Origin of the sequence: Castellaniella sp. (genome assembly GCF_036379515.1) — a bacterium.
Lineage (GTDB): Bacteria > Pseudomonadota > Gammaproteobacteria > Burkholderiales > Burkholderiaceae_B > Castellaniella.
This window is the reverse complement of sequence record NZ_DASVGN010000027.1, coordinates 224,205-248,398: the sequence shown is the minus strand read 5'-3', so window position 1 is coordinate 248,398 and position 24,194 is coordinate 224,205. Positions and strand designations below refer to the sequence as shown.

Annotated in this window: 20 protein-coding genes, 1 rRNA gene and 1 other RNA gene; 19 read left to right on the top strand and 3 right to left on the bottom strand. The window is 62.6% G+C overall.

Annotated features, from left to right (window positions below):
* Positions 1–69 precede the first annotated feature (69 nt).
* Together rrf and VF285_RS09360 are read left to right on the top strand one after the other, a co-directional pair.
* Positions 70–182: ribosomal RNA gene (gene rrf, locus VF285_RS09365) — 5S ribosomal RNA — on the top strand.
* Between the two features lie 72 nt (positions 183–254).
* Positions 255–623, top strand: a complete 369-nt coding sequence (locus VF285_RS09360; protein ID WP_346952345.1) for a hypothetical protein — start codon at positions 255–257, stop codon at positions 621–623.
* Between the two features lie 90 nt (positions 624–713).
* On the opposite strand, the gene VF285_RS09355 is transcribed toward VF285_RS09360, so the two are convergent.
* Complete coding sequence (locus VF285_RS09355; RefSeq protein ID WP_346952344.1) at positions 714–986, bottom strand: SWIB/MDM2 domain-containing protein; 273 nt, start codon at positions 984–986, stop codon at positions 714–716.
* Positions 987–1,126: 140 nt separating this feature from the next.
* Between VF285_RS09355 and pyrC the strand changes: the two genes are divergently transcribed.
* Positions 1,127–2,260, top strand: coding sequence for a dihydroorotase (gene pyrC / locus VF285_RS09350; RefSeq protein ID WP_346952343.1), 1,134 nt, complete (start codon positions 1,127–1,129; stop codon positions 2,258–2,260).
* A gap of 75 nt (positions 2,261–2,335) precedes the next feature.
* On the opposite strand, the gene VF285_RS09345 is transcribed toward pyrC, so the two are convergent.
* The gene (locus VF285_RS09345; RefSeq protein WP_346952342.1) at positions 2,336–4,156 is read right to left on the bottom strand and encodes an ATP-binding cassette domain-containing protein; all 1,821 of its coding nucleotides are present in this window, start codon (positions 4,154–4,156) and stop codon (positions 2,336–2,338) included.
* Between the two features lie 72 nt (positions 4,157–4,228).
* On the opposite strand from VF285_RS09345, the gene rnpB reads away from it, so the two are divergent.
* The 5 genes from rnpB (at position 4,229) to VF285_RS09320 (ending at position 8,629) form a co-directional block, all read left to right on the top strand.
* Positions 4,229–4,631: RNase P RNA component class A (rnpB, locus tag VF285_RS09340), an RNA gene on the top strand.
* A gap of 191 nt (positions 4,632–4,822) precedes the next feature.
* Positions 4,823–5,650, top strand: coding sequence for an ABC transporter ATP-binding protein (locus VF285_RS09335; RefSeq protein WP_346952341.1), 828 nt, complete (start codon positions 4,823–4,825; stop codon positions 5,648–5,650).
* On the top strand, positions 5,631–6,338 hold the full coding sequence (locus VF285_RS09330; protein WP_346952340.1) for an ABC transporter ATP-binding protein: 708 nt from the start codon (positions 5,631–5,633) through the stop codon (positions 6,336–6,338). The genes VF285_RS09335 and VF285_RS09330 overlap by 20 nt, the downstream gene beginning before the upstream one ends.
* Positions 6,310–7,410, top strand: a complete 1,101-nt coding sequence (locus VF285_RS09325) for a branched-chain amino acid ABC transporter permease (RefSeq protein ID WP_346952339.1) — start codon at positions 6,310–6,312, stop codon at positions 7,408–7,410. The genes VF285_RS09330 and VF285_RS09325 overlap by 29 nt, the downstream gene beginning before the upstream one ends.
* Positions 7,411–7,423: 13 nt before the next feature.
* Positions 7,424–8,629, top strand: coding sequence for a branched-chain amino acid ABC transporter permease (locus tag VF285_RS09320; RefSeq protein WP_346952338.1), 1,206 nt, complete (start codon positions 7,424–7,426; stop codon positions 8,627–8,629).
* Positions 8,630–8,783: 154 nt separating this feature from the next.
* Here the strand turns inward: VF285_RS09320 and VF285_RS09315 are convergent, their stop codons facing one another.
* Positions 8,784–10,133 carry an ABC transporter substrate-binding protein gene (locus VF285_RS09315; protein ID WP_346952337.1) on the bottom strand — a complete coding sequence of 450 codons (1,350 nt, stop codon included), beginning with the start codon at positions 10,131–10,133 and terminating at the stop codon, positions 8,784–8,786.
* Between the two features lie 458 nt (positions 10,134–10,591).
* On the opposite strand from VF285_RS09315, the gene mraZ reads away from it, so the two are divergent.
* Genes mraZ through VF285_RS09260 form a run of 11 tightly spaced genes read left to right on the top strand, consistent with a single transcriptional unit; the run spans position 10,592 to position 24,194 of the window.
* On the top strand, positions 10,592–11,020 hold the full coding sequence (gene mraZ, locus VF285_RS09310) for a division/cell wall cluster transcriptional repressor MraZ (RefSeq protein WP_346952336.1): 429 nt from the start codon (positions 10,592–10,594) through the stop codon (positions 11,018–11,020).
* An 8-nt stretch (positions 11,021–11,028) separates the two neighbouring features.
* Positions 11,029–12,084 carry a 16S rRNA (cytosine(1402)-N(4))-methyltransferase RsmH gene (rsmH, locus tag VF285_RS09305; RefSeq protein ID WP_346952335.1) on the top strand — a complete coding sequence of 352 codons (1,056 nt, stop codon included), beginning with the start codon at positions 11,029–11,031 and terminating at the stop codon, positions 12,082–12,084.
* Positions 12,081–12,383 (top strand): cell division protein FtsL, encoded by a 303-nt coding sequence (gene ftsL / locus VF285_RS09300; protein WP_346952334.1) that lies wholly within the window; start codon positions 12,081–12,083, stop codon positions 12,381–12,383. The genes rsmH and ftsL overlap by 4 nt, the downstream gene beginning before the upstream one ends.
* Positions 12,380–14,116 carry a penicillin-binding protein 2 gene (locus VF285_RS09295; protein ID WP_346952333.1) on the top strand — a complete coding sequence of 579 codons (1,737 nt, stop codon included), beginning with the start codon at positions 12,380–12,382 and terminating at the stop codon, positions 14,114–14,116. Before ftsL ends, VF285_RS09295 begins: the two co-directional genes overlap by 4 nt.
* Complete coding sequence (murF, locus tag VF285_RS09290) at positions 14,113–16,899, top strand: bifunctional UDP-N-acetylmuramoyl-L-alanyl-D-glutamate--2,6-diaminopimelate ligase MurE/UDP-N-acetylmuramoyl-tripeptide--D-alanyl-D-alanine ligase MurF (RefSeq protein WP_346952332.1); 2,787 nt, start codon at positions 14,113–14,115, stop codon at positions 16,897–16,899. Before VF285_RS09295 ends, murF begins: the two co-directional genes overlap by 4 nt.
* On the top strand, positions 16,889–18,061 hold the full coding sequence (gene mraY / locus VF285_RS09285; RefSeq protein WP_346952331.1) for a phospho-N-acetylmuramoyl-pentapeptide-transferase: 1,173 nt from the start codon (positions 16,889–16,891) through the stop codon (positions 18,059–18,061). The genes murF and mraY overlap by 11 nt, the downstream gene beginning before the upstream one ends.
* Positions 18,058–19,587, top strand: a complete 1,530-nt coding sequence (murD, locus tag VF285_RS09280; protein WP_346952330.1) for a UDP-N-acetylmuramoyl-L-alanine--D-glutamate ligase — start codon at positions 18,058–18,060, stop codon at positions 19,585–19,587. Before mraY ends, murD begins: the two co-directional genes overlap by 4 nt.
* Complete coding sequence (ftsW, locus tag VF285_RS09275; protein WP_346952329.1) at positions 19,584–20,777, top strand: putative lipid II flippase FtsW; 1,194 nt, start codon at positions 19,584–19,586, stop codon at positions 20,775–20,777. Before murD ends, ftsW begins: the two co-directional genes overlap by 4 nt.
* The gene (murG, locus tag VF285_RS09270) at positions 20,774–21,847 is read left to right on the top strand and encodes an undecaprenyldiphospho-muramoylpentapeptide beta-N-acetylglucosaminyltransferase (RefSeq protein WP_346952328.1); all 1,074 of its coding nucleotides are present in this window, start codon (positions 20,774–20,776) and stop codon (positions 21,845–21,847) included. Before ftsW ends, murG begins: the two co-directional genes overlap by 4 nt.
* Entirely contained in the window at positions 21,844–23,250 is a 1,407-nt protein-coding gene (gene murC / locus VF285_RS09265; RefSeq protein ID WP_346952327.1) for a UDP-N-acetylmuramate--L-alanine ligase, read from the top strand. The genes murG and murC overlap by 4 nt, the downstream gene beginning before the upstream one ends.
* Complete coding sequence (locus tag VF285_RS09260) at positions 23,247–24,194, top strand: D-alanine--D-alanine ligase (RefSeq protein WP_346952326.1); 948 nt, start codon at positions 23,247–23,249, stop codon at positions 24,192–24,194. Before murC ends, VF285_RS09260 begins: the two co-directional genes overlap by 4 nt.

Below are 24,194 nucleotides of genomic sequence, written 5' to 3'. Positions count from 1 at the left end.
TGGCGCAAGCGCGCGGGCCCCTCTCCCCAGATCGGCCCCCCAAGCTCGCTTGCCTCACAACCCGTTATGCTTGACGACCATAGCAAGGTGGACCCACTCCTTCCCTTCCCGAACAGGACAGTGAAACGCCTTCGCGCCGATGATAGTGGATGAACATCTGTGAAAGTAGGTCATCGTCAGGCTCTTATCCCTCAAAGCCCCTGCAGCGTATACTGCAGGGGCTTTGTCTTTTTGTATTCAACGCTGGAGATTGCATGATTCAGGATGAAGACACTCCCGAGGCCGACAAAGGCTTGGCTCAGCGCCAGATCATCCACCTGATCTACGGCCTGTTTGCGCTGGGGATCGTTTCGTGCGGGTTCTTTGGGCCTGCCATCATAGCGGCCATCGTGCTGGCTTACCTCAAGCGCGCCGACATGGTCGGCACCGTGTCTGCCGGGCATATAGATTGGGTGATCCGCACCTTCTGGTGGGGGCTGCTATGGATCGTGCTCAGCGCCATTGCAATGTTCGTATTCGTGGGCTTCGTCACGGGTGCCATTGCCGTGATTTGGGTGATCTACAGGCTGATCAAAGGCTGGCTTGCGCACTGTGCGGGCGAGATGCCGCTCCCGGGCCTGTAGCCTGAAAGGCGGCCAGCTGGCATGCAATAGACGGGGTGAAAACCCCAGCGCCAGAACGGGCTGGGGGCGGCCAGTGAAGGCCGCGCGTAATTACTTCAGGTGCTGGCTGACCAATTTGGTCAGTTCGAACATCGACACCTGGTCCTTGCCGAACAGCGGGCGTAGCTTGGCGTCGGCATTGATGTTGCGACGGTTGGCAGGGTCCTGCAGATTGTGCTTCTTGATGTAATCCCAGATCCGCTTGGTGACTTCCGTGCGGGGAACGGCATCTTTACCGATCACCGCAGCCAGCGTGGCGCTGGGCGTCAAGGGTTTCATGAAAGCCGCATTGGGCTTGCGACCAGACTTCTCGGTGGTTGCCATGAAAACAGGCTCCTGTTGTTGAATGAATAGCCCCCGCAGCATAACGCGGCTTGCCCCTAAAGAACAAATGACATTTTTGGGGTCGAGTTTCTGGCGGAGGCTCCGGTTGAACGTAAATTTATAGAAGTGAGTCCACATCCATGAGTTCTACCTTCTCTCCTCTGGTATCGTCTCCAGAATCGGCCCGGCTTGCGAACGTGTCCGCGACCGGGGCTCAGCCCCATACGCTCACCCTGATTCGCCCGGACGACTGGCACTTGCATCTGCGCGACGGCGATACTTTACGCAGTGTGGTCGCTGACTCGGCGCGGCAGTTTGGACGCGCCATCATCATGCCAAACCTCAAGCCGCCCGTCACCACCACAGAGGCGGCTCATGCGTACCGTGAGCGCATCCTGGCTGCGCTCGATGCGGCGGGAGTCGAGCCTGGAAGTTTCGAGCCGTTGATGACCCTGTATCTCACGGACAACACCCCTGCCGACGAGATCCGGCGAGCCCATGAAAGCGGGTTCGTTCACGGGGTCAAGCTCTATCCGGCCGGTGCCACGACCAATTCGGATTCTGGTGTCACCGATGTGCTTGCCCATTGCCGGCCAGCTCTTGAGGCGATGCAGACTGTCGGCATGCCACTGCTTATGCATGGTGAGGTGACCGATCCTTCCGTCGACGTCTTCGACCGCGAGGCGGTCTTCATCGAGCGCGTGATGCGCCCGCTACGGCAGGCTTTCCCGGAACTCAAGGTGGTCTTCGAACATCTGACGACGGCCGATGGCGTGGCCTATGTCCGAGAGGCCTCCGGGCCGGTGGCTGCCACGCTGACGGCTCACCACCTGCTCTACAACCGTAATGCGCTCTTTCGGGGTGGGCTGCGCCCGCATTGGTACTGCCTCCCCATCCTCAAGCGTGAGACGCATCGCAAGGCGCTGCTGGACGCGGCCACGAGCGGTGACCCGCGGTTTTTCCTGGGCACCGACAGTGCGCCCCATCCCAGAGGGCTGAAAGAGCAGGATTGCGGATGCGCAGGATGCTACACCGCCTATCATGCGCTCGCGCTGTATGCCACTGCCTTTGAGGCTGCCGGTCGTCTCGACACACTCGAAGCGTTTGCCAGCCTCAATGGGCCCCGCTTCTATGGTCTGCAGCCCAACGCCGGGACCGTGACACTGGAGCGCTGTGAGCAGGTGGTTCCTGACATTCTGCCTTTGGGCAAGGCCCAGGTTGTGCCGCTTGCGGCCGGTGAAACGCTGGGCTGGCGTGTACAGACGGCCGTCTGAAACGCTGCCTGGGCCCGGGGCACTGGTGTCCCGTTTGGCGGGTTCGATCGGCGCACGAGCTCACCGGCCGGGCCACTAACCCTGCTTGTCTTCCAGCACGGTCCAGCGCTCGAAGAGCGTATTCAGGCGACTATCCAGGTCGGCCAGTGATTGCTGAATCTGCCCAGCCTTCTGGGGGCCGTCACGATACAGATCGGGAGCCGATAGCGCCGCCGCCAACGCAGCCTGCTCGGTTTCCAGTGCGCTGATCTGCCCGGGCAGCGCGTCGAGTTCTTGCTGCTCCCAGGGCGCCAGCCGGCTTTTTCGAGTGGACGTGGCCGCTGGTGAATCTGCCGTGGTGCTCTTGGGCTGCGCCGCCGGCGCTTGGGGCACCGCCTGGGCTTTCTCGCCCTGTGATGACTCCGCGGGTCGCTGCGCCTCCCAGTCTTCGTAGCCGCCCACGTATTCTCGCCAGAGGCCGTTGCCTTCCGCGGCAATGGTTTGCGTCACCACGTTGTCTAGGAAGGCGCGGTCGTGGCTCACCAGCAGGACGGTGCCCTGGTAATCCTGCAGAAGTCCCTCCAACAGTTCGAGGGTGTCGATGTCCAGGTCGTTGGTGGGTTCGTCCAGGACCAGGACGTTATGCGGTTGGGCAAACATGCGCGCCAGGGCCAGCCGTGCCCGTTCCCCACCGGACAAGGTGGAAACGGGTGAGTGTGCCCGCGCCGCCGGGAAGAGGAAGTCTTCGAGGTAGCTCATCACGTGCTTGCGCTCATTGCCGATCTCGACCCATTCGCTGCCCGGGCTGATGGTGTCGGCCAGCGTTTTGGACTCATCCAGGTTCGCGCGCATCTGGTCGAAATAGCCGATCGACAGATTGGTGCCGAGCCGCACCGCGCCTTCCTGTGGGTGAAGCTCGCCCAGCAGAATGCGCAGTAGCGTGGTCTTTCCGGCTCCGTTGGGGCCGATGAATCCAATGCGGTCGCCCCGCTGCACCAGCGTGCTGAAATCGCGGATCAGCACCCGGTCGCCGTAGCCGTGCGTCACGTGCTCGAGCTCTGCGACCCGCTTTCCGGAGCGCTGGCCGTCCGATAACGCGAAGCGCACCTGGCCCTGCTGGTCGCGGCGTGCAGTGCGTTCGTGGCGCAGCGCTTCGAGTCGCCGTACCCGCCCTTCGTTGCGGGTACGGCGCGCTTCGATGCCCTTGCGAATCCAGACTTCTTCCTGCGAAAGAAGTTTGTCGAAGCGTGCATTGGCCTTCTGCTCGGCTGCAAGCCATTGTTCCTTGCGGGCCTGCCAGGCGCTGAAGTTGCCGGGGAAGCTGAGGAGCTGCCCTCGGTCCAGCTCGATGATGCGTGTGGCGACGGCATCGAGGAAACGTCGATCGTGGGTGATGACGATGATCGTGGAGCGGGTGCGGCGCAGGGCATCTTCCAGCCAGGCAATGCCGTCGAAGTCCAGGTGGTTGGTGGGCTCATCGAGCAGAAGCAGGTCGGGTTCTTCGACAAAGGCTCTGGCGAGCGCAACGCGTTTGCGTGTGCCGCCCGAAAGCCCCTGCATGCGTAGATCGGGCGTCAGGCCCAGCGCATCGATCAGCGCCCCCGCCCGTGCCGAACGCTGCCAGTCTTCAGTCGCGAGCAGGTCACCGCACAGGTAGTCAAGCAGCACATCGCCTTCCGGCAGCTCGGGTTCTTGCTCCACCGTGGCGACGCGCAGTCCGTTGCGTCGTTGGAAGTCGCCGTCATCCAGCAGGGTCCTGCCGTCGAGCACGCGCAGCAAAGAAGACTTGCCAGCACCGTTGCGCCCGATCAGGCCGACACGCTCGCCCGCAAGGAGCGTGAGATCGGCGTGGTCAAGGAGGGGATGATGGCCGTAGGCCAGTTGAGCGCCAGTAAAAGTAAGCAGGGTGTCAGGCATGAAATTCGAAGTGCAGGCCAAAGTGCTCATTGTCGCAGCTTTGGTGGATGGTATCCCGTACAATGCGGCTGCGGGGCAGATCGGGCAATCGCGGTATCTTCAGGATATCGAGGAAGGTCCGGACTCCATCGGGCACGATAGCGGCCAACAGCCGTCCGGCGACCTCTTCGGAGCAAGCTGAGGAACAGGGCCACAGAGACGAGTCTGTCACGGGGGTGGCGCGAAAGCACACACCGGTACGGCGACTTCCGTACCGTCCTGGCAGCGTGCTGCCGGGGACGTGGCAGGGTGAAACGCGGCAACCTCTATCGGGAGCAACATCAAATAGGCATGCGCCGGCTATATGCCGACAGGGCGGCCCGTCCGAGCATGCGGGTAGATGGCTAGAGCGCGTCAGCAATGGCGCGACCAGAGGAATGATTGCCCGTCAGGGAAACCTGGCGTACAGAATCCGGCCTACAGATCTGTTCCGCACTTTTCCAGACGCTGTGTTCTTCACGCGGCGCCGTGTTGCGCAGCACGAGTGCTGCCTGATGGGGATAGGGAATTGTTCGCATAGGGGGGCCTGTCAGGGCTGTGCTACGCTGTGCGCACTCTTTTGAAACCGATTGCCTGCTTTGTAACTGGAACAGGTAGACCGGCCCACGACTCCTACAGGAGACATCGGTGGCACAGACGACGGAAGCGCCGCACCCTGGTACGCCCGGGCAGGCAGCGCCCTTGCTCGAGGTTCAGGATCTGACCAAGAGCTTTGGTGGCCTGAGAGCAGTGGATCGCTGCTCCTTTCAGGTGCAGCGCGGCACGATTACGGGCCTGATCGGCCCCAACGGGGCCGGCAAGACCACGGTTTTCAATCTGATTACGGGCTTCATCGCTCACGACTCGGGCCGGGTCGTGCTCGACGGCCAGGACATCGGCCACCTGCGCCCTGATCAGATCTTTGCGCGAGGCTTGTGCAGAACCTTTCAGATCCCCCGCGAGCACGGCACCATGAGCGTGCTGGAAAACCTGCTTCTGGTGCCTGCCTCCCAGACGGGGGAGCACTGGTGGCGCGCGGTGTGGGGCGGGCCCCGGGTGCGCGACGAAGAAATGCAGCATCTGCAGAAAGCGCGCGAGGTGCTCGAGTACCTGCAGCTGACCCACGTACAGAACGAGTACGCCGGCAACCTGTCAGGGGGGCAAAAGAAATTGCTTGAGATGGGGCGCACCTTGATGGCTGATCCCAAGCTCATTTTGCTCGACGAACCGGCGGCCGGTGTGAACCGCACCCTGCTCCAGAGCATCGTGCGAAACATCCGCTATCTGGCCCAGGAGCGCGGCATCACGTTTCTGCTCATCGAGCACGACATGAACATGGTCATGAGCTTGTGCAATCCCGTGGTCGTCATGAGCGAAGGTCGCAAGCTCGCCGAAGGCGAACCTGAGCTCGTGCGCAACAACAAGGCAGTTCTCGAAGCTTACCTCGGAGGGCAGTATGCCGCTACTGCAGGTTGACACCGTGACGGCCGGGTACGGCGACACAGAAATCCTTCGTGGTCTTTCACTGGTCGTCGAGCCTGAAGAAGTCGTCTCCATCATCGGCCCGAATGGCGCCGGAAAATCCACCCTCATGAAGACCATTTTTGGCCTGTTGCATCCCCGCATTGGGTCCATCACCTTCGATGGCGAGGACATCACGCATCTGGCCCCGCACCGTATCGTGCGGCAAGGCATGTGCTATGTGCCACAGGTGGCCAACGTCTTCACCACGCTCAGTGTCGAAGAAAATCTCGAGATGGGGGCCTTCCCGTTGGGCAAGGCCGATCTCACCGAAAGCAAAGAGCGCGTCTACGCCATGTTCCCCAAGCTGCGTCAGCGTCGGCGTCAGCTGGCTGGCAAGATGTCGGGCGGCGAGCGTCAAATGGTCGCCATGGGCAGTGCCCTCATGCTCAACCCAAAGTTGCTGTTGCTGGACGAACCCACAGCAGCTTTGTCTCCCAAGCTGGTGGATGAGATTTTCGAGCGCATCGCCCGTATCAGCGAGACCGGCATCTCGGTCCTCATGGTGGAACAGAACGCCCGGCAGTCCTTGAGCATGGCGGATCGTGGATATGTGCTGGCCAGTGGCGAGAACCGCCACGAGGGCACGGGCAAGGAACTTCTTGAGGACCCCAATGTCGGGCGCCTCTACCTCGGAGGGTGAAGTCATGGTCGATAGCGCACAAGCCGTGGCGGATTCCGTATCGGACGAATTCACGGAACCGGTTGAGGCACGTGACCAGGAAGGCATGCGCAGCCCGCGCTTTGTAGGCGGGGTGCTGCTGCTCGTCCTGATCGCCATGTGGGTCGCTGGCTGGATCTCGGGCACCAGCGCCGAGCAGATGCTGTCGCTCACGGCGTGGGGCGTCATGCTGGGGGGGATCATTGCCCTGGGTGGAATCGGGCTCACCCTGTGTTACGGGGTGCTGAAGTTCCCCAATTTTGCGCACGGCGAGTTTCTCACGCTGGGGGCTTACGTCACCTATGGGGTGGTCCTGTTGCTGCCGCAAAGCCGGCCTATCTGGCGATTCTCGTTTGGTTGGGAACTCCTGGTCGGCCTGTTGGTAGCGGCCGTGGTCACGGCCGTGGTGGCCATCGTGCTCGATCGCTTCTTGTACCGTCCCTTGCGCAAGCACATGTCTCCGCTGGTGCTGCTGGCCATGGCGTCTCTGGGCATGGAGTTCTTTCTGCGCGGCGTGGTGTATTTGATCTGGGGATCGGATTTCCACTTCTATTATTCCGGGCGTTCCAATCCGGCTTTGCAGTTGCCCTTGGGCCTGCGCATACAGGCTGATCAGCTCTTCGTGTTCGCGCTGGCGTTGATCCTGGTGGCGTCCATGTACTGGATGCTCACGCGGACACGCATTGGCAAGGCGATGCGGGCGTCGGCCGACAATCCCGATCTGGCACAGGTGCGCGGTATCAATACCGAGCAGGTGATTGCCTGGACCTGGACCATCGGTGCCGGCATGGCAGCCGTGGGTGGCGCCATGTATGGACTGGCGTCACAGTTGCGACCCGACATGGGGTTCGTGCTGCTGTTGCCCCTTTTTGCTGCCGTCATCATGGGCGGCATTGGCAGTGCCTGGGGAGCGCTGGTCGGGTCCATCATCATCGGGGTGGCCATGCAGCTGACCTCGGCCTTCATGAACCCGGCCTATGGGCCGGCCGTTGCCTTCGTGCTGATGGTCCTGGTGCTGCTGATGCGGCCACAGGGTCTTTTCGTCCAGCGTTAGGAGCTTGGCCATTATGGATTCCGCACATTTTCTCAAGGCCTGCTTCCTGCTGATTCCCGCGATTTTGCTGGGAGGGTTGGTGTTTTCAAGCTGGCCTTGGCGCAAACGCCTGCCTGCTGCCGTCATCCTGGGGCTGGTACTGGCTTTCGGGGTCTCAGCCTGGTTGCCTGGCATCATGGATTACCTCGTGTCCTTCTGCATCATGGCCACGATCTATTCCGTGCTGTCGCTTGGGCTGAATGCCCAGTGGGGCTACAACGGCCACCTGGATTTCGGCATTGCCGGGTTCTTTGCCGTGGGGGCCTTCACCATGGCGCTGTTCGTCACGTCGCCGCCTTCGGGGCTGATGGCGGCCTATGCGCAGCAGTGGTTCGGTCTCGATTCGCCTTTTGTGGTGGGCATGGTGGCTGCGGGGGTAACGGCGGGCGTGGTGGGGTATCTGATTGCTCAGCCCATCCTGCACCTGCGCACGGATTTTCTGGCGATCGCCACGCTGGGCATTGCCGAGATCATCCGGCTGATTTTCCAGAATGAACGCTGGCTGGCCAACGGACCTCAGCCATTGTCCGGGATTCCCCAACCGCTTTCGTGCCTGGCAGATCCTGCGGGGTGTTCGTGGCTGCCCGCCGGGGTCAATCATCTGTTCTCGGCCCTGCAACCGCGCGACTATAGCTATATCTATCTTGTGGTGGTCACCGTCTCGCTGGCCGTGGTTTACTTGGTGCTGGAATCCATGGTGCGTTCCCCCTGGGGGCGGGCGTTGCGCGCCGTGCGCGACGAAGAAGCCTCGGCGGCCATGAACGGCAAGTACGTGAAGTCTCTGCGCGTACAGTCGTTCGTGCTGGGGGCGGTGATCATCGGGGTGGCGGGCGCGCTGTATGCGCCGTACATGGTGACCATAGACTACAGCCACTTCAAACCGCTGTTCGCTACCTTCCTGGTGTGGGTGATGCTCATGCTGGGAGGCAGTGGCAACAACAAGGGCGCGATTCTCGGCGCGTTCGTCATCTGGGCCGTCTGGAGCGGTACCGGGTTTGTGACGGATCTCCTGTCCACTGAGCTGCAGGGCATTGCGCCCGATATCGCTTCTCGCATGTCGTTCTTGCGCTGGGCGTTCGTGGGGCTGCTGCTGGCAGGCATCGTGTTGTATCGCCCGCAGGGCATTCTGCCTGAAAAGAAACGGGTGTCGCGTTTCCTGAAGGGCGTGCCAGAGGATTGATCGCTGCGCCGCGTCCTGCTCAGGTTTCTACGGCTTCCAGGGCGCGGGCATCACCGTGGATGGCGTGGAGCTCGCGGCTGACGTCAAGGACATCGAGGGATGGAGCGGGCGCGCCGTCGGTCGGAATCCGCTGGCGCGCCCCGGGTCGTTCGTATCAGGCGGTAGGGATGTCCTTGGCAGGGATCATCTTCACGGTCTTGATCTCGTCACCTTCGTATTTCCAGATGTTGATCGGTGTGATCACGTCGCCGTTCTTGTCGAAGTCGCAAGGACCGGCCACCCCGTTGTAGTTGATCTTCTTGCCTGCCTTGAGCTCTTTGAGCATGGTGACGACACGGCCTGGATCGCCGCCATCGATCATGTCGCCTGGGGGATTGGACACCTTGCGTAGTTCGTCGCGCAGCGCAGCCCCCGTGATCTTCGAGGCGTCTTTCTGACCACCAGCCACCACGGCCGCCATGGACAAGCCAGCCACGAGAGCTGCATCGTAGGAGCTGGTTGTGAAGGGCGGGAAATGGTCGTATTTGAAGTCGGCCATGAAGTTCTTGGCAAAATCCTTGTACGACTGCGTGGACGTGTCTTCGCCCGGCGCCGTGCCGTAGTGCCCGTCCATGTCTTTCTGGCCCACCTGCTTGATGATGTCCACGCTGGAATTGCCGTCGACGAACTGCCAGCTCGTGAAGTTGAACGTATCGCGGGATTCTTTGCAGATGGAAATGGTGTGGGCCGGGTAGCTCACGATGATGAGGAGATCGGGCTTGTCTTTCAGAGCCTGCGCCAGCATGGACTTATAGGTCGGCTGTACTTCTTCGGGGTGCGGGACCTGCGCGAGCACGGTACCGCCCAATTTCTTGAAGGCGTTGGCGAAGGAGTTTGACAGGCCCTGACCATAAGGGTTGTTGATGTAGATGGTCGAGACCTTTTGGAACTTGTATTTGGGGTCGATCTTGCCCGCGACCAGCTGCGCGGCCACAACACCCTGCAGGGCGTCCGAAGCGCAGGTACGGAACAGGAGATCGGCCTTTGCGTCAGCTGGCAGCACGCTGATGAGCGGCGATGTGGCGCCGTTGGCGATCTGCAGCACCCCCGAGGGAATGGTGACGGACGTGGCCACCGCGACGGTGACGCCGCTTGACCAGCCGCAAATCACGACCGGCGTGTGCTGGGTGTCGATCATCTGGCGAGCTGCTTGCACGCCCACGGTGGGGAGTGTGGCGCTGTCGACCGTAATGTGGTTGGCGATGATGGGCCCGCCGAAGGCTTCTTTGGCTGCGGCGTTGACGTGGTTGACGGCCAATTGCACGGCATCGCGATAGTAGGGACCGAATTCGGCGGCCGAACCCGTCATGGTGGACACCTGCCCCAGATTGATGGCGGGCGGGGTGTCGGCAGCGAATGCCTGCCGCAGCGGAAGCGCGCCGGTCAGCGCAAGGGCCCCACCGGCGGCGCCTGCAGATTGCAGGAATTGGCGGCGTGAAGGGGTACGAGGGGAACGATCCGACATGAGAGTGACTCCTTTCTGTTGACAGCGGTGGCACAGATAAAGGCTGGCTCGGATGCTTTCGAGTCCGGCGTCCTGGATGGGCGCGCTTTTGTGACAGCTTTGTGAGCTGCGAACTCATTACATAGTGTCGCGCCAGGCCTGTCAATTGGGGGTTGAAGCAGGGACCGACCCACGCGTGGCGCCGCTTTTCTGACGGTTTCCTGGTGCACTCGTCGAGACTGTCAGCGGGCAGATGGATTGGGGCCGGCCGGTGGGGTTCAGTTCATGATAAAGAACTTTGAGTTCTTGTCCCAATCCATTGATTTTTCACGTGATTATTTTTATAGCATAGGGCTTGGATCGGATGTAAGTGCTTGTTGTCATTGATTAAATTTCAAAAAGCCTCTTGACCGGCGCAAATACATCACTTAGAGTGGGCGAAAGTAGTTTTTTGTGTCATGAAGTGGGAGGAACCCCTCGTGTTTCAGGGAAGCAGCGCACTCACGTTGGATGCCAAAGGCCGGATGTCGATTCCGGCCCGGCATCGTGACGTGCTGCAGTCTGACGAAGAGGGACGTTTGACCCTGACCCGCCACCCTGATGGGTGCCTGCTTCTCTACCCGCGTTCCGTCTGGGAATCCAAGCGGGAGCAGATTGCCGCCTTGCCTGCCAATGCGCGGGCATTGCAGCGCTTGCTCCTGGGAAGTGCACAGGATGTCGAGATGGATGGTGCCGGCCGCATTCTGGTGGCGCCTGAATTGCGTGTGGCCGCGCGGCTGGACCGCGAGGTCATGCTGTTGGGGTTGGGGTCGAACTTTGAACTGTGGGATCGCGTGACATGGGAGGCCCGCAGTGTCGAGGATGTGAACAAGCTTGACGCATCGATTCTTGAGCAAATTTCTTTCTGAGCCCGCCCATGGCGTATTCCCACCGTACCGTGCTGCTGGAACCGGCCATCGACGCATTGTTGAGCCCGGTTTTTGGCCGCCGGTCGGCGCGCGATGGGCACGAGCCCAAGCTCGATGGAATCTATGTGGATGGTACGTTCGGGCGCGGCGGGCATAGCCGGCTGTTGCTGCAGCGCCTGGCGCCGGGAGCGCGTTTGGTCGTATTCGACAAAGATCCTGAGGCCATCGTGGCGGCGCGTGCCTTGCAGGCTGAAGATGCCCGCGTGCAGGTCGTCCACGAAGGCTTTGCGACGCTGGGTGACCAGCTCGATCGTTTTTCCATTCCGTTCGTGGATGGAATGTTGCTGGATCTGGGGGTGTCGTCTCCTCAGATCGACGATGCACAACGCGGCTTTTCGTTCATGCGCGATGGTCCATTGGACATGCGCATGGATACCAGCCGGGGTCAGACTGCCGCCGAATGGTTGGCAGAAGCTGACGTGCACCAGATCAAGGAGGTTATCGCAGATTATGGCGAAGAACGGTTTGCTTTCCAGATTGCAAAGGCGATTGTTGCGGGCCGCGAATCCCGCCCGTTGCACACCACGGGCGAACTTGCCCAGCTCGTCGCTAGTGTCGTCCGCACGCGCGAAAAGGGTCAACATCCGGCCACTCGCACCTTTCAAGCTATACGGATTTACATCAATCAAGAGCTTGAGGAGCTCGCGAGCACCCTCCCGGTCGCGTTGAGCCGCTTGGGGTGCGGAGGGCGGCTGGCCGTGATCAGCTTCCATTCGCTGGAAGATCGCATGGTGAAGCAGTGTCTGGCCGCGGCCGCGCGACCAGGTCAGGAGCAGGCGCGCCTGCCCATCGCCGAAAAAGATATGCCGCAGCCCTACGTCACTCTGTTGGGCCGCGTCCAGGCCGATGCGGCCGAAGTGGGAGAAAACGTGCGTGCGCGCTCGGCCGTGCTGCGGGTCGCGCAACGCACTCGTGAGCCCTTGAGTCTGGAACGCGCCCAGGGCTTCGTACACCGCCCGGGGCAGGCCAGTGCACGCCCGGCAGGGCGAAGGAAGCATCGATGATGCGGCTTGCGGTCCTGCTGACCGTCATGCTGATGGCATCCGCCATTTCTCTGGTGACGGTGCGGTTCCAGACGCGCGAATTGTTCGTGGCCTCCGAGCGGCTCAAGTCGCAGGCGCACGAACTGGACATAGAGTGGCGCCGCCTGCAGTTGCAGCGAGCCGAGCTCGCGCGCAACGCCCGGATCGACGAGCTGGCACGCACTGAATTGCACCTGGTTCCGGTCACGCCGGGGCGCACGATCTATTTGCAGGAGCCCCCGCTCTCGCCGCAAGTGTCTTCACAAGGAGGCCAGCCATGAAGCGGTTTGGTTTCCATGACAGCCCGGTGCTGTCGTCCAAGCCTTCGTTCTGGCGCGCGCGGCTGGTCCTCATCGTCTTGGGGCTGGCCTTGTGTGCATTGGTGGCCAAGGCCCTGAACGTGCAGATCCTGTCCAATGAGTTTCTGCTGCGGCAAGGCGAAAAGCGCTACGAGCGCACGCTGGTCCTGCCGGCCGTGCGCGGCAAGATCTTCGATCGCAGTGGCTCGGTCGTGCTGGCCTCCAGCGTTCCGGCCAAAGCGATCTGGGCCATCCCTGAAGATTTTCATAAGGCGACACCTGAACAGGTGGCTGAGCTTTCGCGGCTTCTGGGCGTCGATGCGCGTGACATTCAGCAGCGCACGCAAGACGAGGACAAGAATTTTGTGTATCTCCAGCGCCAGGTGCCGTTGGACGTGGCACAGCAGATCCAGAAGTTGAAGATCCCGGGCGTGCAGCAGCTCGACGAGACGCGGCGCTTCTATCCTGAGGGCGAGGTCATGGCCCACGTGGTGGGCTTCACCAACATAGAGGATCGCGGCATCGAAGGAATAGAACTGGCCTTCAACGATCAGCTCTCTGGGCAACCGGGGTCCAGGCGCGTGATCAAGGACCGCCTGGGCCGCGTTGTCGAGGACGTGCAGGCCGCGATTCCGGCCGTGGACGGTCAGAACCTTCAGCTTTCCATCGATGCGGGTATTCAGTTCGACACTTACACGGCGCTCAAGGAATCCATCGAACAGCACCAGGCCAAGGGCGGGGCGGCGATCGTGCTGGACGCGCGCACGGGTGAAGTGCTGGCCATGGTCAACCTGCCGTCCTACGACCCCAACGACGTGTCGCAGCGCACAGGGCCTGCTCTGCGCAACCGCGTGGTGACCGACACCTTTGAACCGGGCTCCATCATGAAGCCCTTTACCGCGTCGCTTGCGCTTGACGAGGGCAGGATCACCCCCACGACGCTGTTCGACACCGGCAATGGGCGCTATCGCTACCAGGGCGCGTTGATCTCCGATGTGGGGCACTTCGGCACCTTGAACGTCGGAGGGATCATTCAGCATTCCAGCAATGTGGGGATGACCATGATCTCCGAGCTGCTGTCGTCCCAGGATATGTGGGCCAAATTTTCTCAGCTCGGCTTTGGTCGGGTTCCCCAAGCGAATTTTCCGGGTATGGCTGCCGGTCGGCTCAGGCCCTGGCAGCGGTGGCGCCCCATCGAACGCGCCACCATGGCCTATGGCTATGGCCTGTCGGTGTCTCTCATCCAGGTGGCGCATGCCTATACCGCCTTCGCACGGGATGGTGACATGGTGTCGCTGTCGTTGCTGCGTCGGGACGGCAAACCCACCAGCACACAGGTCTATACGCCGTGGGTCACGCATCTGATGCGCACCTACCTGGAAGCGGCAGCGGGACCGGACGGGGCCAAGCTGGCTCAGGTTCAAGGCTACCGTGTGGCCGGCAAGAGCGGGACCGCACGCAAGATCATCAACGGCCAGTACAGCCGCACCAAATACCGGGGTTCGTTCGTCGGCTTTGCGCCTGTTTCAAATCCTCGCATTGTGGTGGCCGTTTCCATCGATGAACCTATGGCAGGGGGGTATTATGGCGGCCGTGTAGCCGCACCCGTGTTTTCCGATATCGTTTCGAGCACCCTGCGCCGTCTTGGGGTGCGGCCGGATGTCCCAGTGGATTCCCTGGTGGCCGTGGCGGATCAGGGGAGACACGCACGATGAATATTCTTGACATCATGACCTGGCTGGACGAGCGGGTCGAACGGGGAGCAGATCTCTTCCTGGACTCTCGTCAGATCCACTCCGGTGATGTGTTTTTTGCCTGCCCTGGGATTGCAGCGGATGGACGGACCTACATGCAGGTCGCCGCTGACGCGGGAGCGGCCGCCATTGTGTGCCAGGCGGGGTCGGATCAGCCGGTGCCTGACCGGGTTCCCGTGCTGTCGGTCCCCGATCTGCAGTCTCTGCTGGGTGAGATCGCCCACCTCTGGTATGGCCGGCCTTCGGATGCGCTCACGGTCATTGCCGTGACGGGCACGAATGGCAAGACGTCCACGGTTCAGTGGATTGCAGCGGCGCTGGGCTCTGAAGGGATGCCTTGTGGCACGATCGGGACCCTGGGAGTGACGCTTCCCGACGGCAGCAATCTTGGGGGTGTGCTGACTACGCCCGATGTGATCACGGTTCATCGCAGTCTGGCCGCGATTCAGCGCGCAGGTGGGATGGCCGCAGCGATCGAAGCGTCTTCGATCGGCCTGGCCCAGGGCCGTCTGGACGGCGTGCGGATTCAGGTGGCGGGGTTCACGAACCTGACCCGGGATCATCTCGATTATCACGGCACTTTGCAGCGCTACAAAGAGGCCAAGTTCCTATTGTTCAGCCGTGCAGGCATGCGCGGTGCGGTCATCAATGCCGACGACGCTGCGGGCCTGGAGCTTCTGGAGACACAGGCCCCATCCGGGCATCGGGTGGGCTATAGCCTGAAGGCGCATGCAACGGCAGCTTTTCGCGCCGAGGATCTGCAGCATGGCTCCGATGGCCTGGTGTTCAGGCTGGTGACCCCAGATGGCAATGCGCAGATTCTGACTCACCTGGTCGGTGAGCACAATGTGTCGAACCTTTTGCTGGTGGCCGGCGTGCTGCGCGAGCTGGGATGGGGTTTGAGCCGGACGGCGCGCGCGCTGGCGGTGCTGCAGCCGGTTCCCGGACGCCTGCAAGTCGTGAATGCGCTGGGGGGGGTGAGCTCAGCGCACCCGCAGGCGCTGGTAGTCGTGGATTACGCGCATACGCCAGACGCGCTCGAGCGCGTGCTGGTGGCGCTGCAACCCGTGGCTCGTGAGCGGGGCGGCCGGCTGGTATGCGTGTTCGGATGCGGCGGAGATCGCGATACGGGCAAGCGTCCGCTGATGGGTGCGATCGCGGCTCGGCTGGCAGATGTCGCCGTTGTCACGACCGACAACCCCAGGACTGAGGTTCCCGAAGCCATCATAGCGGCCATCGTGGCCGGGATGCCTGGGCACCCGGACGTCGAGGTCGATCGTGCCTGCGCGATTCTTCGCGCCATCTGGCGGGCGGGCGAACGTGACGTCGTCCTGTTGGCGGGCAAGGGCCACGAAACCTATCAAGAAGTCAATCACGTACGCAGTCCTTTCGATGATCGCGAGTGGGCGCGCTTTGCGCTGACCTGGCAACAAGGGGCCCAGCTGTCGACGGACACGCGCAGCTTGAAGTCGGGGGATCTGTTCCTGGCCTTGCAAGGGCCCCATTTCGATGGTCACGATTACCTGCAGGCCGCTGCACGGGCGGGGGCGCGCGCGGCGGTGGTCGCCCATCCGGTGCCCGAGGCCACCCTCACACAGATTGTGTTGGGGGATACTCGGCAGGCGTTGCAACGGTTGGCGACGGTCTGGCGCAGTCTGTTCTCGCTGCCCGTCATTGCCGTGACCGGCAGCAACGGCAAGACCACGACCAAGGAAATGATCAGCTCGATCCTGGCGGCCTGGGTGGGTGAAGAAGGCCGGCTGGCGACAGAAGGCAATTTCAATAACGACATTGGCGTTCCACTGTCCGTCCTGCGTCTGGCGCCCGCCCATCGGGCGGCGGTGCTCGAACTCGGCATGAATCACCCCGGCGAGATTGCCGTGCTGGCTGCGATTGCGCAACCTACGGTGGCGCTGATCAACAACGCCCAGCGTGAGCATCAGGAATTCATGGCCACGGTCGATGCCGTGGCGCGTGAGAACGGTGCCGTGATTGCATCGCTCCCGGCGTCCGGGACGGCCGTGTTTCCTGCCGACGATGCTCATCGTGCAGTGTGGCAGGAATTGGCAGTGGGCAAGGCGGTGCGTCGTTTCGGCTTCTCGGCGGAGGCCGATGTGCGGGCGTCGCAAGTCCATGCAGGCACGGATCACACGGAATTCCGTCTGCATCTGGGCCGCGAGGCCGTCTCGGTCGCCTTGCATGCGCCAGGACGCCATAATTTGCACAATGCCCTGGCAGCGGCCACGTGTGCCTGGGTCGCCGGGGCGCCGGCCAGCGCCATCGTGGCCGGACTTGCAGGTTTCATGCCGGTCAGGGGGCGCATGCAGCCGCGCGCGCTGGCGGATGGCTTCCAGCTCATCGACGACACCTACAATGCCAACCCCGATTCCGTGCGTGCCGCCATTGACGTGCTCGCAGGACTTGATGGTCGGCGTATCCTGGTGCTCGGAGATATGGCAGAGGTCGGTGACCAGGGGCCCTCCATGCACGCCGAAGTGGGGGCCTATGCTCGCGAACGGGGCGTGGATCTGTTGCTGACCTTGGGGCAGGCGTCGCAAGGAGCCGCTGAGGCATTCGGGCCGCAGGCAAGATCTTTCGACACGCTGGAGTCTCTGCTGCCCGAAGTACTGGCCGCTCGCCCTGGTCATATTCTCGTGAAGGGTTCGCGCAGCATGCAGATGGAGCGCGTCGTCCGGGCTCTGATGGCGGGCGTATCCACCAGTGAGGGCAACCATGCTGCTTGAACTCGCGCGCTGGTTGTCAGACGAACACTTCCGCGCTTTCGGCGTGGTCGAATACATCACCTTCCGGGCCCTGCTGGCCTGCGCGACCTCGCTGGCCATCGGTCTGTTGGCCGGCCCATGGTTGATTCGCCGCCTGACGGTGATGAAGATAGGGCAGGCCGTGCGCAGCTATGGGCCCAAGTCACACCTGCAAAAAAATGGCACGCCCACCATGGGTGGTGCTCTCATTCTCATCTCCATTGGGATCAGCACTTTGTTGTGGGCCGATTGGACCAATCGCTTCGTGTGGGTGGTCCTGCTGGTGACCTTTGGTTTTGGGTGGATTGGCTGGGCCGACGATTACCGAAAGGTCGTGCATCACGATCCCGAAGGGATGCCGGCACGGCAGAAATTCTTCTGGCAAGCCATCATCGGCGCCGTGGCGGCGGTCTACCTGAGCTTTGCGGTGTCTGCTCCCGCCAACGCGGACCTCTGGCCGCTCTTCCGGGATTGGGTGCTCAGCGGCTTTACCATGCCCCTGCCCACGCGGGCGGACCTCATCGTGCCCTTCTTCAAGAGCGTGAGCTATCCGCTGGGCGTCTTCGGCTTCGTCATTCTGACCTGGCTGGTGATCGTGGGTTCCAGCAATGCGGTGAATCTCACGGATGGCCTCGATGGCCTGGCCATCATGCCGACGGTGATGGTGGGCACCGCGCTGGGCGTGTTCGCCTACGTCGTGGGACGTGTGGATTACTCCCGCTATCTCTTGTTCCCCTACATCCCGGGGGCTTCGGAACTGATGGTGCTCTGTGCCGCAATTGCTGGAGCGGGATTGGCCTTTTTGTGGTTCAACACGTATCCCGCCCAGGTCTTCATGGGGGACGTGGGTGCGCTGGCATTGGGGGGCGCGCTGGGGACCATTGCGGTCATCGTGCGCCAGGAGATCGTGCTCTTCATCATGGGCGGTGTGTTCGTCGTCGAGACGCTGTCGGTGATGCTGCAGGTGTCCTGGTTCAAGTACACCAAGAAACGGTATGGCGAGGGGCGCCGGATCTTTCGCATGGCGCCGCTGCACCATCATTTTGAAGTGAGCGGCTGGAAAGAAACCCAGGTGGTGGTCCGTTTCTGGATCATCACCATGATGCTGGTCCTTGTGGGCCTGTCGAGTCTGAAATTGCGATGAGTCAGGATTATTCATTCCCCTCCGTGCGGCGCGATGGCCACGTTCTCATCCTTGGGCTGGGTGAGACGGGGTTGGCGGCTGCTCGTTGGTGTGCAGCCCAGGGTGCGTCCTTGCGCATCCTGGACACGCGTGAACGGCCGGGTGCGCTGGACGCGCTGCTCGCTGATGGCGTGACTGCAGACCTGTGCCTGGGATCCGATGCCCTGGATGTCTCGGCGCTCGAGGGCGTGCATACGCTGGTCCTGAGTCCTGGCCTGAATCCTCATCTGTCTCCTGTCAGCGAGCTGCTGGCGGCCGCGCGTGCACGCAAGATCGAGGTCCTGGGTGAGATCGAGCTGTTTGCGCGCGCCTTGGCGGATCTGCGCGCTCAGGGCTACGCCCCGCGCCTTGCGGCCGTGACCGGGACCAACGGCAAGACGACTGTTACGTCGCTCACGCGTCATCTGGCCCATCGCTGCGGTGTCAGCGTACGCGCGGCGGGCAACATCAGCCCGGCTGCGCTGGCGAGCCTGCAGGATGCGCTCGCGCAGAATGACTTGCCGGACATCTGGGTCCTGGAACTCTCCAGCTTCCAGCTGGAAACCACCTCGACCCTGCAGCCCGACGTGGGTGTCGTGCTCAACCTGACTCAGGATCATCTGGACTGGCATGGCGACATGCAGGCCTATGCAAAGGCCAAGGCGCGGCTGCTGCACATGGCCAGGGTCGCAGTCGTGAATCGCGACGACACCTGGGTCCGCGCCATGGTCGACGATCTGGCCGCCGAGTCTGTTCGCAGCTTCGGGAGCGGCCTGCCGGTGCTGACCGGCGATCTGGGCTTGCAGACGCAGCAGGGGCTCGCCTGGCTGGTGCGCACAGAAGCCACTGAAATGGCTGAACCCTTGGCCGCTTCGCCTCGACGCAAGGCCTCGGCGCAGGTTCGGGTGCGGCAGCCTGGGCGCATTCAGGCTCTGATGCCCGTCGACGCGCTCAAAATTCAGGGCTTGCACAACGCCTTGAATGCCCTGGCAGCGCTCGCCTTGGGCGCAGAACTGGGATTGGACTGGGCGCCGATGCTGTACGCCTTGCGTGAGTTTCAGGGCGAAGCCCATCGCACCGAACTGGTGCGCACGGTGGCCGGCGTGGATTTCATCGACGACAGCAAGGGCACCAACGTAGGGGCGACCTTGGCGGCGCTGCGGGCATGTGTGCGGCCGGTCGTCCTGATTGCAGGCGGGCTGGGCAAGGGCCAGGATTTCTCTCCGCTGGCACCCGCCGTGCGTGCCCATGCGCGCGCAGTACTGTTGATCGGACAGGACGGTCCGCGGATTGCCGAGGCGCTGGCTGATTGCGGTGTCTTGCTCGAGTCCTGCGAAACCTTGGAACAGTCGGTGGTGCGTGCCATGGCCTTGGCTCAGCCGGGAGATGGCGTGATGCTGTCACCGGCCTGCGCCAGCATGGACATGTTCCGCAACTATGCCCATCGCAGCGCCTGCTTCATCGAGGCGGTGCGCGAGTTGGCGCTGGATCACGGGGAGGTGGCATGAGCGTGTTCCGCGATCTGACCTCCAGCCTGAACTCGGTGCGTCCCGGGCGCACGACCATGGCCAGCGTAGACGTCGGGGTCATCGTGGCTGTCATTGCGCTGGTGCTCTTCGGCCTGCTGATGGTGTATTCGGCCTCGATTGCACTGTCTGATGGTCCTCGCTACGAAAGCTACGGACGGTTCTATTTCGTAGGACGGCACGCAGTCTTCATCCTCGTGGGGCTCGTCGCAGCCTTGTTCACTGCCAGCGTGCCCATGAAGGTCTGGCAAAAAGTCGCCTTGCCTCTTTTTGCCATCGCGCTGCTCATGCTTGTGGTGGTGCTGGTACCTGGCATCGGACGTGAGGTGAACGGGGCGCGCCGCTGGATTGCCCTGGGTCCCTTGAATTTTCAGCCGTCAGAGCTGATGAAAGTCGTGGTGCTGCTGTATGCCGCAGACTACGTGGTGCGCAAGCAGGCTCACCTGCAAGGCTTCCTGCGCGGCTTCCTCCCCATGGCCATGGCCCTGACCCTGGTGGGCCTGCTGCTGCTGCTGGAACCCGATCTGGGTGCCTTCATCGTCATTGGCGCGATTGCTGTGGGTATCCTGTTCATTGGGGGCATCAATCTGAAGCTGTTCACCACGCTCCTGGGGATCGTGATGGGGAGCTTCATGTTGCTGATCTGGGCGTCCCCGTGGCGCCGCGAGCGGATTTTCGTCTACCTCGATCCCTGGAACCCCGAAAATACCTACGGCAGCGCCTATCAGCTTTCGCATTCGCTGATTGCGCTGGGGCGCGGCGAATGGTTCGGTGTGGGGTTGGGCGACAGCATCGAAAAACTGCATTACCTGCCGGAAGCGCATACCGACTTCATCGTGGCCGTGATTGGTGAAGAGCTGGGTTTTGTCGGCGTGCTGTGCCTGCTGGCCGTATTCGCCTATGTCGTGATCCGGGGGTTCGACATCGCGCGTCAGGCCATGGTGCTGGACCGCGTGTTCGATGGGCTGGTGGCTCAAGGCGTGGCGCTCTGGTTTGGCGTGCAGGCCTTCATCAACGTGGGCGTGGTGGTGGGCTTGTTGCCCACCAAAGGCCTGACCTTGCCGCTGGTGAGTTACGGCGGCTCCGGTATCGTCATGAATCTCGTGGCCATCGCGCTTTTGCTGCGCGTGGATTACGAAACCCGATGCATGATGAGGGGGAAGCGGCGATGACGCAGCGCACGATCCTCATCATGGCGGGCGGCACAGGCGGGCATATCATGCCGGGTCTTGCCGTGGCCGAAGTCTTGCAGGCTCAGGGCTGGCGCATTCTCTGGCTGGGAGATCCCGATCGCATGGAAGGGCGCCTCGTGCCGGAGCATGGCATTACGCTCCTGCCGCTGCGTTTTGGCGGCGTTCGCGGCAAGGGGCTGAAAACCTTGCTCAAGCTTCCTTTCACCTTGGCGGTGGCCTGCTGGCAGGTGCGTGTGCTGCTCAGGCAGCATCGCCCTGACGTCGTGCTCGGCATGGGTGGCTATGTGGCCTTTCCGGGCGGGATGATGGCTCGGTGCTCCGGTATCCCTCTGGTGATTCACGAGCAGAACGCCGTGGCCGGGACAGCGAATCGTTGGCTGGCACGGGTGGCCCGCCGTGTATTGGTGGGCTTTCCGGGGGCTCTGCCGGGGGCCTTGATGGTCGGCAATCCGGTGCGAGCCGCCTTCACTGCAGTCGAGCCCGCCACGCAGCGCTACGCCCGCCGTGTAGGCCGTTTGAATCTGCTCGTTCTGGGAGGGAGCCAGGGGGCTGCTCGCCTGAACGAGCTGGTACCGCAGGCCGTCGCGCGCCTGCCGGAAGAATTCCGGCCACGCGTGCGTCACCAGGCAGGTCAGCGCCACGCAGAGGCGGTGCGGCAGGTGTATGAGTCGCTCCCCATCGAAGCCGAGGTCTCCGCGTTCATCGATGACGTGGCGGCTGCCATGGCAGAGGCTGACCTGGTCATTTGCCGAGCCGGGGCGATGACGGTGGCCGAAGTCGCTGCCGTGGGTGTGGCCGCGCTGTTTGTGCCGCTGCCTGGCGCCATCGACGACCACCAGACCGCCAACGCCCGCTATCTCTCTGAGTGCGCCGGAGGCTGGATGATGCGCCAGACCGATCTGGACGACGCCTCGCTGGCCGCCTGGCTGCAGCCGCGCCAGCGGGCCGAGCTGTCCGCCGTGGCGACTCACGCCCACGAACACGCAAGTTTGAATGCTGCACAGCTCATCGCCGAAGCGTGCGTCCATACCCAAGAGGAATCGGCATGAAGCACCGCATACACCATATTCACTTCGTCGGCATTGGCGGCTCGGGCATGAGCGGGATTGCCGAAGTTCTGCTCAATCAGGGCTACGTCGTCAGCGGGTCCGACATCCAGGAAACCGCTGTCACGCAACGTCTGGCGGCGCTCGGGGCGCGCATTATGATCGGCCATGCTGCCGAGCATATCGCCGGCGCGGGTGCCATCGTCACATCCAGCGCCATTCATGCCGACAATCCCGAGGTCCTGGCCGCGCGAGCAGCCCACGTCCCGGTCGTGCCGCGTGCCTTGATGCTCGCGGAACTGATGCGCCTGAAGCTGGGCATCGCCGTAGCCGGTACGCACGGCAAGACGACCACCACCAGCCTGGTCGCCAGTGTGCTGGCGGCGGGCGGGCTGGACCCCACCTTCGTCATTGGTGGGAGGCTCAATGCAGCCGATGCCAATGCTCGCTTGGGGCAAGGGGATTACATCGTCGTCGAGGCCGACGAGTCCGATGCGTCCTTCCTGAATCTGTTGCCGGTGACCGCGATCATCACCAACATCGACATGGACCACATGGACACGTACGGACACGACGTCGCACGTCTGAAAAGTGCCTTCGTCGAGTTCACGCATCGTCTGCCGTTCTATGGCAGTGCCGTGCTCTGCGTGGACGATCCCAACGTGCGCGAGATCATTCCCTTCGTGTCGCGTTCGGTCACCACGTACGGCATTGATGCCCCCGCGCAAGTGCGGGCTCACGACATCCGTACCGATGGTACCGCCATGCAGTTCGTAGCTGAACGCCAGGGACCGGACGGCACCTTGCCGCCCTTGCCGGTGCGACTCAATCTGCCGGGCCGGCACAACGTGCTCAATGCCTTGGCCAGTATTGCCGTGGCCACCGAGCTCGGGGTGTCCGATGCCGCCATTCAGGAAGCATTGGCGCAGTTTCGTGGCGTGGGGCGGCGTTTCACTCAGATTGGGCGTTTCCCGGTATCGGCGGCCCAAGGCGGGGGCACCTATACGGTAGTCGATGATTACGGACATCACCCGGCCGAGATGGCCGCCACCTTGGCGGCCGCGCGCGGTGCCTGGCCCGAACGCCGCATCGTGCTGGCGTTCCAGCCGCACCGCTATACCCGGACCCGCGACTGCTTCGAAGATTTCGTGCGAGTTCTCAGTTCTGCCGATGCGGTCCTTCTGACGGAAGTCTATCCGGCGGGAGAACCCCCGCTGGTCGCTGCCGACGGTCGGTCGCTTGCCCGTGGCTTGCGGGTGGCCGGCAAGGTGGAGCCGGTGTTCGTCGAAAACGTGGCGGACATGGCGCCAGCCATTCGTGAATTCGTGCGCGACGGCGACGTCGTGATCATCATGGGTGCCGGCTCCATCAGTCGCGTGCCGGTTCAGCTGGGGAGCCCGCTATGACGACTTCCTTTGGACGTGTCGGGGTGCTGTACGGAGGGCGCTCGGCGGAGCGGGAAGTGTCGCTGATGTCAGGGACTGGCGTGTGCAAGGCGCTGCGCGACGAGGGCGTGGATGCGCACCTGTTCGACACCGGCTTGCACAGCCTGGCCGAATTGGCCGATCAAGGCTTCGAGCGCGTTTTCATTGCCTTGCACGGGCGGTACGGCGAGGATGGCACGATTCAAGGGGCACTGGAACTTCTGAACGTTCCCTACACGGGGAGTGGCCCGCTGGCCTCCAGTCTCGCAATGGACAAGATCGCGACCAAGCGACTGTGGTTGCAGCATGGCCTGCCGACCCCGGGCTTCACAACCTTGGCATGTGATGCGGACTCGAAGGGGGTGGAGGCCGAACTGGGTTTGCCACTCATCATCAAGCCGCCTCATGAGGGGTCCACGCTGGGGGTCACGCGAGTCGACCACGCTGAGCAGCTGCCTGAAGCGCTGGCCTTGGCCTGCCGCTTCGACGAGCAGGCCCTGGCCGAGCAGTTCATCCAGGGGCGCGAGCTGACGGTGGCGATCCTGGGCGCGGGCGCGCAAGCCCATGCGCTGCCGGTCATCGAGATCGTCGCACCGCAGGGCAATTACGACTACGAGCACAAGTACGTTTCCAACGACACGCAGTATCTGTGCCCGGCTCCGCTGGAGCCGGGCTTGGCGCAACGCGTCCAGTCCTTGTCCGAGCAGGCCTATCGCGCGCTTGGATGCGAAGGGTGGGGGCGTGCCGATCTGATGCTCGATGGTGAAGACCGTCCCTGGCTGCTGGAAATGAATACCTCACCAGGGATGACGGGGCACTCTCTGGTACCCATGGGTGCCAAGGCAGCGGGCATGAGTTATGGCCGCTTGTGTATTGAAATTCTGGCGACGGCGCGCTGCAAAGTGCGCCTGTCGGCCGTGGCCTAG

Excerpts from the sequence above, each read along its gene's own strand:
- rsmH (WP_346952335.1), top strand. The coding sequence starts at position 11,029 with ATGGCGTATTCCCACCGTACCGTGCTGCTGGAACCGGCCATCGACGCA.
- VF285_RS09330 (WP_346952340.1), top strand. The coding sequence starts at position 5,631 with ATGCCGCTACTGCAGGTTGACACCGTGACGGCCGGGTACGGCGACACA.
- VF285_RS09325 (WP_346952339.1), top strand. The coding sequence starts at position 6,310 with ATGTCGGGCGCCTCTACCTCGGAGGGTGAAGTCATGGTCGATAGCGCA.
- murD (WP_346952330.1), top strand. The coding sequence starts at position 18,058 with ATGAGTCAGGATTATTCATTCCCCTCCGTGCGGCGCGATGGCCACGTT.
- murG (WP_346952328.1), top strand. The coding sequence starts at position 20,774 with ATGACGCAGCGCACGATCCTCATCATGGCGGGCGGCACAGGCGGGCAT.
- VF285_RS09295 (WP_346952333.1), top strand. The coding sequence starts at position 12,380 with ATGAAGCGGTTTGGTTTCCATGACAGCCCGGTGCTGTCGTCCAAGCCT.
- murF (WP_346952332.1), top strand. The coding sequence starts at position 14,113 with ATGAATATTCTTGACATCATGACCTGGCTGGACGAGCGGGTCGAACGG.
- pyrC (WP_346952343.1), top strand. The coding sequence starts at position 1,127 with ATGAGTTCTACCTTCTCTCCTCTGGTATCGTCTCCAGAATCGGCCCGG.
- mraY (WP_346952331.1), top strand. The coding sequence starts at position 16,889 with ATGCTGCTTGAACTCGCGCGCTGGTTGTCAGACGAACACTTCCGCGCT.
- VF285_RS09360 (WP_346952345.1), top strand. The coding sequence starts at position 255 with ATGATTCAGGATGAAGACACTCCCGAGGCCGACAAAGGCTTGGCTCAG.
- VF285_RS09260 (WP_346952326.1), top strand. The coding sequence starts at position 23,247 with ATGACGACTTCCTTTGGACGTGTCGGGGTGCTGTACGGAGGGCGCTCG.
- murC (WP_346952327.1), top strand. The coding sequence starts at position 21,844 with ATGAAGCACCGCATACACCATATTCACTTCGTCGGCATTGGCGGCTCG.
- ftsL (WP_346952334.1), top strand. The coding sequence starts at position 12,081 with ATGATGCGGCTTGCGGTCCTGCTGACCGTCATGCTGATGGCATCCGCC.
- VF285_RS09315 (WP_346952337.1), bottom strand. The coding sequence starts at position 10,133 with ATGTCGGATCGTTCCCCTCGTACCCCTTCACGCCGCCAATTCCTGCAA.
- VF285_RS09355 (WP_346952344.1), bottom strand. The coding sequence starts at position 986 with ATGGCAACCACCGAGAAGTCTGGTCGCAAGCCCAATGCGGCTTTCATG.
- VF285_RS09345 (WP_346952342.1), bottom strand. The coding sequence starts at position 4,156 with ATGCCTGACACCCTGCTTACTTTTACTGGCGCTCAACTGGCCTACGGC.
- VF285_RS09320 (WP_346952338.1), top strand. The coding sequence starts at position 7,424 with ATGGATTCCGCACATTTTCTCAAGGCCTGCTTCCTGCTGATTCCCGCG.
- ftsW (WP_346952329.1), top strand. The coding sequence starts at position 19,584 with ATGAGCGTGTTCCGCGATCTGACCTCCAGCCTGAACTCGGTGCGTCCC.